Here is a 1,470-nt window from a genome sequence, read left to right as displayed (position 1 = left end):
TGATGTGGATCTGTTGAGTGAAAATTTCAGCAATACAGGCAGTTTTTGTGAAATGATAGCCAGACAGGTGCGGGAGGGATGACGGATGGGCAGGATGGTCACAACAGAGAATATCATATCGTTGATCCGGACAATACCGATATCCGTACACAAAGGACAGCATGCACTTTTGCTGGCAGATAATTCGGCAGAATCCATTGCGTTATATGGCTTTTTCCTGAAAAATAATGTTCCGCTGATCCTGCTGAATGCGTCAATGCGGGATGAGCAGGTGCAGGAATATATGGATGAGTACCGGCCACAGTGGTTTGTGTATCCGAAGAACCGGAATCTGCCACAATATTCCGGTGGACAGACCGAGTGTTCCGAAAACAGAAAGAGGTATCAATGCTATGAAACTGCCTGTGAGTGGAACGGGTATGTGATCGCAAGCCGGGACAATACCGGCTTTGAACTTACTTATCATTGGCTTGAGGATCTGGCGTTACTAATACCAACATCGGGGAGTACCGGCGGGCGAAGACTGGTGATGCTTACGAAAGCAAATCTGGCGGCCAATGCCAAGTCGATCGCCGAGTCTCTGCGTATGGATTGTACAGAGCGGTCAGCTGTGCTTATGCCTGTTTCATACTCTTATGGTCTTTCTGTGGTCAATTCCACGATCTATGCAGGAGGCTGTCTGCTTATCCCGGAAACCGATATTTTTCATAAGGAATGCTGGGACTATCTGGAAGAAAACAGAGTAACCGCTATCAGCGGTGTGCCATATGCATACGAATGGTACCGTAAGCTGCATGTGTTTGACAGGACGTTTGAGGCATTAAGGCTGATGACAACAGCAGGGGGAGCGATGAGCCGCAGTATGAAGGAATATCTGCTGCAGGAGGCTGAACGTAGAAATGTGGATTTGGCGGTTATGTATGGGCAGACTGAGGCAACAGCCAGGATCAGCAGCTTTTTTCTTAATGAACATCCGGATAAGATCGATAGTGTCGGTACGGTCATACCCGGAGGAAAACTGACAATCTCACTCGCAGATGAGAACGGATGTGGAGAAATTGTTTATGAGGGAAAGAATGTTTTTCTGGGATATGCACACAGTCTGAACCAATTGTTTATTACAGAGCAGGAATCGTATAAATATACGGTGCTTCGCTATACGGGGGATGCAGGGTATATAGATGGGGATGGCTATCTGTATATCACCGGACGTATGAACCGTTATGCGAAGATATGCGGTCAGCGTGTGGGGCTGGATGAACTGCAGACAGAGATTGGAAAAATGTTTGGACAGAAGGTTGCAGCGGTCATGACTGCGGACGGAGAGCGGGAAATGATCGGGATATTTGGAACGAAAGAACCGGATGCAGCATGGGAACGACGTGTGCTGCAACGCTATCCGATCCTGCGTGGCAGTGTGAAGTATATTCAGATAGAGGAGCTGCCACGTACGATGAATGGAAAGTTGGA

1 protein-coding gene is annotated in these 1,470 nt (G+C 47.8%); it reads left to right on the top strand.

Translation table 11 applies throughout. The features are described from left to right. Nucleotides 1-85: 85 nt before the first annotated feature. A partial coding sequence (locus DW981_RS14655) for an AMP-binding protein (RefSeq protein WP_118508247.1) occupies nucleotides 86-1,470 on the top strand: 1,385 nt, incomplete at its 3' end.

This window comes from Clostridium sp. AM49-4BH (assembly GCF_003478335.1).
In the GTDB taxonomy this organism is placed as follows: Bacteria; Bacillota; Clostridia; order Lachnospirales; family Lachnospiraceae; genus Butyribacter.
The sequence above is the reverse complement of the archived record's forward strand: the minus strand, read 5'-3'. Positions and strand labels throughout refer to the sequence as shown.